The sequence below is a fragment of the uncultured Ellagibacter sp. genome, from assembly GCF_934643285.1.
Classification (GTDB): Bacteria; Actinomycetota; Coriobacteriia; order Coriobacteriales; family Eggerthellaceae; genus Ellagibacter.
On record NZ_CAKUBT010000012.1, the window covers coordinates 38,703 to 44,706 of the forward strand.

Consider the following 6,004-nt stretch of genomic DNA (forward strand, 5'->3'; position numbering starts at 1 on the left):
TTTCATGCCCCGATGCGGGATTTGAGCCTCAAAGTGCGAGTGGGTCGATAAGCCGGGTTCTGTCGTTGGGACGGCCATTTATCTCGAACGCGTGTCGCCACGCGTCTCAAGCACGCAACCCGAGCGCACGGAAGGGCACCGTATCGCGTTCCTATTTGCGCTTGCTCCAGATGGGGTTTACCAAGCCACGCCGTTACCGACGCGCTGGTGCGCTTTTACCGCACCGTTTCAGCTTTTCCCTCAAGAAGAGGGAGTCTTCTTTTCTGTGGCACTAATCCGTCGGGTCGCCCCGCCCAGCCGTTAGCTGGCATCTTGCCCTTTGGAGCCCGGACTTTCCTCACGCCTTGCGGCGCGCGACCGTCAGGCCCACTCGCGTATAATAGTGTACCACGAGCATGCTCAAAGTGACGGAAAGGACAAATCAACCATGGGAACCTGTGCGCTTGTCGGTGCGGTCGACTTCAACGCCGAGCATTTTAAGGCGATGGACGCCGCGGGCGCCTTCGATTTCGTGATTGCGGTCGATGGTGGGTTTGCGTCCCTCGAGGCAATCGGGCGCGAAGCCGATATGGCGATCGGTGACTTCGATTCCCTTGGCTATGTGCCCCGGTGCCGTCGCGTGTCGCGCCATCCGGTGAAGAAGGACAAAAGCGACATGGAGCTCGCTATGGAGAAGGCAGTCTTTTGGGACAACCAGGAGCTCTTCGTCTACGGTGCGCTCGCCAAGCGCCTCGACCACACAATCGCGAACCTGCAGCTGTTCGCACGCTACTCCGAGCAGGGCATCTATGTCACGGGGGTAGGGGACGACTTCGCGGTGCGCTGCGTCACGGGTCCCGACGTCTTCGAGTTGCCCGAGGGGCTTGATGCAGGTGTGGTGTCGGTGTTCTCGGCGAACGACACGGCGCGCGGCGTCATCGAGCGCGGCCTGGAATACTCGCTCGATGACGAGCCGCTTTCCAACCGCACGTCGCTCGGGCTCTCGAACGAGCTTACGGGAAAGCCGGCGGCGGTGAGCGTCGAGGAGGGTACGCTCTACGTCTTCTATCCGCTTGCGACGGGCGAGGCTGCCGCCGCGCCGTCGCCCGCCACCGTGTGACGCTTGTCGGCTTTTCGGCGATTGCGCGGCGGGCCTTTCCCGCTGTCGTATAATTCGCCTAGCATCTTTGCATAACCGGGGAGCTCGCATGCAGCGCTGTGCTGCGCGGCGGGCTGAGAGGAAGCGCGCTTTCGCTTCGACCCGAAACCTGATGTGGATAATGCCAACGAAGGGAGTCGAATAATGGCGAACAGCCAGGTAGTTTCGCATACCAAAATCACGCAGATCGATTTCGCGCGCGCAGGGGAAATTACGCCCGCTATGCGCATCGTCGCTGAAAAGGAAGGCCGCGCGCCCGAGTTCATCCGCGAGGGGGTTGCAGCCGGCCGCATCGCCATCCCCGCGAACATCCACCACACGTCGCTTTCCCCCGAGGGCGTGGGCGAGGGGCTTCGCACGAAGGTGAACGTAAACTTGGGTATCTCGGGCGATCTTGCCGATGAGCAGGTCGAATGGGAGAAGGTCGACATTGCCTTCGAGCTTGGCGCCGAGGCGATCATGGACTTGTCGAACAGTGGGAAGACGCAGTCGTTCCGCACACGGCTTATCGAGAAGTCACCTGCGATGATCGGCACCGTTCCCATGTACGACGCTATCGGGTACCTCGAGAAGGCCCTCATCTCCATCACCGCCGAGGACTTCCTCGACGTCGTGCGCCGCCACGCTGAGGACGGCGTCGACTTCGTCACAATCCATGCGGGCATGAATCGCCGTACCATCGAATCGTTCAAGGAAACGGGGCGGCTCATGAACGTGGTGTCGCGCGGCGGGTCGCTCATCTTCGCGTGGATGGAGGCGACGGGCAACGAGAATCCGTTCTACGAGTACTACGACGAGGTGCTCGCTATCCTGCACGAGCATGACGTGACCATTTCCCTCGGCGATGCGATGCGCCCAGGTTGCAATTACGATGCGACCGACGCTGGACAGATCTGTGAGCTCATCGAAATCGGCAAGCTCACCAAGCGTGCGTGGGACGCGGGCGTGCAGGTCATGGTCGAGGGGCCGGGGCATATGGCAATCGATGAGATTGCGGCGAACATGAAGCTCGAGAAGCGTCTGTGCCACAACGCGCCGTTCTACGTGCTCGGCCCGCTTGTGACCGACATCGCCCCTGGATACGACCACATCACCGCAGCTATCGGCGGAGCCGTCGCGGCAAGCTCTGGCGCAGACTTCCTGTGCTACGTTACGCCTGCCGAGCACCTTCGCCTTCCCGATGCCCATGATGTGCGCGAGGGTCTTGTCGCGACGAAGATCGCAGCTCATGCGGCCGATATTGCGAAGGGTATCCCGGGCGCGCGCGAGCGCGATGCGCGCATGTCGGATGCCCGTCGTCGCATGGACTGGGAAGAGCAGTTCTCGCTCGCGATTGATCCGGTGCGCCCGCGCAAAGTGTTCGAGAGCGCCCCTCCCGAAAACGAGGGGACCTGCACGATGTGCGGCAAGATGTGCGCGGTTCGCACGGTGAACAAGATTATGGATGGCCTGGTCATCGATCTCGACAACGAATAGCAAACGACGAAGGGAGACGCAATGCTTGGAGACGAGAACAACAACGAGCTGTTCGACCTCGCGAACTTCGATGCGAAGAAGACGGCCCTGCTCGTGATCGACGAGCTCGGCGACCCGACGGGAACCCCGCTCGAGCAGACGCTTCTGCCCGCAATTGAGAACACCGCCCGCATTGCGGCGGCTGCCCGGCGCGCAGGCGTCCCCGTCATCTTCACGAACGACGCCCATATCCCCGGTCTCGATCGCGAGCTGCTGCTCTGGGGCGATCACGGCATCGCCGGCACCCCCGAGGCGCAGACCTCGCCGCTGCTTGACCCCAAGGAGGGCGATTTCACCATCGAGAAGCGCCGCTACAGCGCGTTTTTCCAGACGGGACTGCGCCTTCTGCTCGACGAGCTCGGCGTCGACACGCTCATTTGCACGGGAATGGACACTAACATCTGCGTTCGCCATACGCTTGCCGACGCGTACTTCAACAACTATAACCTTATCGTTGCAGGAGACGCGACGGCGACGTTTCTCGTAGGGAACCAGGAGGAGGGGCTTGAGTACTTCAAGACCTGTTATGCCGCCTGTGTTCTTTCTACCGACGACGTCGTGGCGCTGCTCGAGAAGTAGGGGGCGCGCATGAAGGCGGTCGTGAGCATAGCTGGATCGGACTCAAGCGGCGGCGCGGGCATTCAGGCGGACATCAAGACGATAGCGGCGCATCACCTGTTCGCCGAGACGGTCATCACCGCGCTCACCGCGCAAAATACGCTCGGGGTAACGGGGGTGCACGAGGTGCCTGCCGCGTTCGTCTCGGAGCAGATCGACGCGGTCTTCTCCGACATCCGCCCCGATGCGGTGAAGGTCGGCATGGTGTCGTCGGCCGAGATCATCCGCGCGATTGCCGGCGGCCTCGACAAGTGGCATGCGGAAAACATCGTGGTCGATCCCGTCATGGTGGCGACGAGCGGCGCACGCCTTATCGGCGAAGACGCGGTGTCGGCGCTTATCGGGGAGCTTCTTCCCCGGGCGAGCGTCATCACCCCGAACATTCCCGAGGCACAGGTCCTTTGCGGTTGCGAGTTGTCGGACGAGGAATCATGCGAGCGCGCGGCTGTAAGCCTTGCCCGCTCGCTTGGGGTCAACGTCTTGGTGAAGGGAGGGCACGGTGCCCACGACGCTAACGACGTGCTCGCAACCCGTTCGGGCGAGACCCACTGGTTCCGCCATGAGGCGATTCCGACGAGCAATACCCACGGGACGGGCTGCACGCTCTCTTCCGCCATCGCATGCGGTCTTGCCTGCGGGTTATCCGTTCCCGATGCGGTTGAGGCTGCCAAGGAATACCTCACAGGCGCACTCTCGGCGGGTCTCAATCTGGGAAAGGGGAGCGGGCCGCTTGATCATATGTGGCAAAACACCTGATAAGAGTAATGCATCGCCGTTCCCTTTCAAATTTTTCAAAAAAGTTGAAATAAAGGCTTGACGGCATAGGGGAATGCGCGTAATATACTTTCCTGCGCTTGCGCCTTGCAGAACAGCAAGAGACGCACCGGCAGTAAGTTGGGGTGTCGTCTAATGGCAGGACAGCGGTTTCTGGTGCCGTATGTGAGGGTTCGACTCCTTCCACCCCAGCCATTACGATTCCAAAGCGCTTATGTGGCTCCGTCGTCTAGCGGTTTAGGACGCCGCCCTCTCAAGGCGGAGGTCGAGGGTTCGAATCCCTTCGGAGCTACCAAGAAACAACAGGCTAGGGCTTATGCCCTGGCCTTTTTCTTTTCCCCGCTACTTCGAAAGGTAGTCGAGGAGCGCACCCTTCTCGTTGGGAACCTTCTCATCGATGACGGCATCGAGCGCCCGCGAGAGGGCCTTGCCGACTTCCGGCCCGTGGGGAATACCCAATGCCATGACGTCGCGCCCATCGATGGCGAGGCTTTGCAGCGTGAACGCCTCGTTCGCCTTCTGGATATCGGCAAGAACCTTCTCAAGCTCGTACGCGGCATCGATCCTGCCCGCGCAATGGGGGGCCTGCCCGCGCGCGTCGCCGCGATTCAAGTCGCAAAGGGCGTGAAAAAGCTCAACATTCCCGTCGAGTCGCGCGAGCATACGCTTCACCGCGCGAGGAGTCGGCTCGACCACCTCATCGTGGTGCTTCACGAGCGTGAGCACGCGGTTCGCGAACGCCGGCGACATCTTAAGCCTTGACATGATGCCGCGCGCGAGCATGACGCTCACGTTCGCGTGCCCATAGAAGTGACCCACGCCGTTTTCCCCGAAAAAGAAGCAGGCCGGTTTCCCCATATCGTGAAAGAGCGCCGCCCAACGCACGAGGCGATAGGCGGGCACGCCGTCGACGACATGTGCCGTATGCTCGAGTACATCGTAAATATGGTAAGGAGTGTGCTGTTCGAACCCCTTCATGGAGACAAGCTCGGGCAGCACGCACGAAAGCACGTCGACGTACTTCACAAGAGCGCTTCCCGCGAAGGGGGCGGTGAGAAGGCGGTCGAGCTCATGGGTGACGCGCTCCGCGGAAACCCGGTAGACGATTCCTTTGTTGGAGAGCATGCCGAAAAGCGTCTCCTCCTCGATGTCGAACCCGAGCTGCGCGGCGAAGCGGCACGCTCGAAGGATCCTCAGGGCGTCTTCGGAGAATCGTTTGGCCGGGTCTCCCACCGCGCGTATCGTTTTCGCCTGCAAGTCGCCGACGCCGCCGTAAGGGTCGAGCAGTCCGCGGAGGGGGTGGAAAGCAACGGCGTTTATCGTGAAATCTCGGCGCGCGAGGTCTTCTTCAATAGAAGAAACGAACTCGACGGAGCTTGGGTGGCGCGAGTCGCTGTAGGCCCCGTCGCGCCGGTAGGTGGTCACTTCGAACGCGTCGTCGCCGACAAGGACGGTGAGCGTGCCGTGTGCGACTCCGGTTTCGTGGGTCTTAAACCCCGCAGCTTCGAAGAGCGCCTGCGCTTGCTGCCAAGAAGCGTTCGAGGCAATGTCGATATCGGAACAGGGGCGCCCGAGAAGCGCATCGCGAACGAATCCGCCCACAAACCACGCCTCGAAGCCTCCCGCTTCAAGAATGCCGACGACACGGATCGCTGCATCGGGAAGGTGGGAGAATGCGTTCTCAGGTACCTGCTGTACAGGATCGCCCGAAGCTTCGTCGCTTATAAGAGAAGGGAAAGAGCAGCTATTATCAGGCACGGTAAAAGTTCCTTACATTATTTTGAGAAAAGGGCTTGCATCATCGTGGAACACTCGGTAGTATACACAAGCTGCATTTGCAAGGAGGGTGCAGTCGCGAGCCATCGCGAGGGCTTTTCGAAGCTTTCAAAACCGCTCAAAACTTTTTGAAAAAAGTTCTTGACGGCAGGCGAGAGGTCGCGTAATATATCTCCTTGCGCC

The 6,004-nt window shown here is 60.8% G+C and carries 6 protein-coding genes, 2 tRNA genes, 1 other RNA gene and 1 riboswitch; of the genes, 6 read left to right on the plus strand and 3 right to left on the minus strand.

The window, feature by feature from the left end; translation table 11 throughout:
* Positions 1-32: 32 nt before the first annotated feature.
* Positions 33-373: RNase P RNA component class A (gene rnpB / locus Q0I65_RS06905), an RNA gene on the minus strand.
* Between the two features lie 54 nt (positions 374-427).
* Here rnpB and Q0I65_RS06910 point away from each other — a divergent pair.
* The 6 genes from Q0I65_RS06910 (at position 428) to Q0I65_RS06935 (ending at position 4,340) form a co-directional block, all read left to right on the plus strand.
* Positions 428-1,099, plus strand: a complete 672-nt coding sequence (locus Q0I65_RS06910) for a thiamine diphosphokinase (protein WP_296061572.1) — start codon at positions 428-430, stop codon at positions 1,097-1,099.
* Between the two features lie 66 nt (positions 1,100-1,165).
* A riboswitch (TPP riboswitch) is annotated at positions 1,166-1,291 on the plus strand.
* Positions 1,283-2,614, plus strand: coding sequence for a phosphomethylpyrimidine synthase ThiC (gene thiC / locus Q0I65_RS06915; protein ID WP_296061574.1), 1,332 nt, complete (start codon positions 1,283-1,285; stop codon positions 2,612-2,614). (Overlaps the previous riboswitch by 9 nt.)
* 21 nt (positions 2,615-2,635) lie before the next feature.
* A complete protein-coding gene (locus Q0I65_RS06920; RefSeq protein ID WP_296061577.1) occupies positions 2,636-3,232 on the plus strand; it encodes an isochorismatase family cysteine hydrolase in 597 nt (198 codons plus the stop codon).
* A gap of 9 nt (positions 3,233-3,241) precedes the next feature.
* Entirely contained in the window at positions 3,242-4,027 is a 786-nt protein-coding gene (gene thiD, locus Q0I65_RS06925) for a bifunctional hydroxymethylpyrimidine kinase/phosphomethylpyrimidine kinase (protein ID WP_296061580.1), read from the plus strand.
* 139 nt (positions 4,028-4,166) lie between these two features.
* A tRNA-Gln gene (locus Q0I65_RS06930) sits at positions 4,167-4,240 on the plus strand.
* 23 nt (positions 4,241-4,263) lie between these two features.
* Positions 4,264-4,340 (plus strand) — tRNA-Glu (locus tag Q0I65_RS06935).
* 47 nt (positions 4,341-4,387) lie between these two features.
* On the opposite strand, the gene Q0I65_RS06940 is transcribed toward Q0I65_RS06935, so the two are convergent.
* The gene (locus Q0I65_RS06940; protein WP_296061583.1) at positions 4,388-5,803 is read right to left on the minus strand and encodes an HD domain-containing protein; all 1,416 of its coding nucleotides are present in this window, start codon (positions 5,801-5,803) and stop codon (positions 4,388-4,390) included.
* A gap of 17 nt (positions 5,804-5,820) precedes the next feature.
* On the minus strand, positions 5,821-6,004 hold a 184-nt coding region (locus Q0I65_RS06945; RefSeq protein ID WP_296061585.1), incomplete at its 5' end, for a hypothetical protein.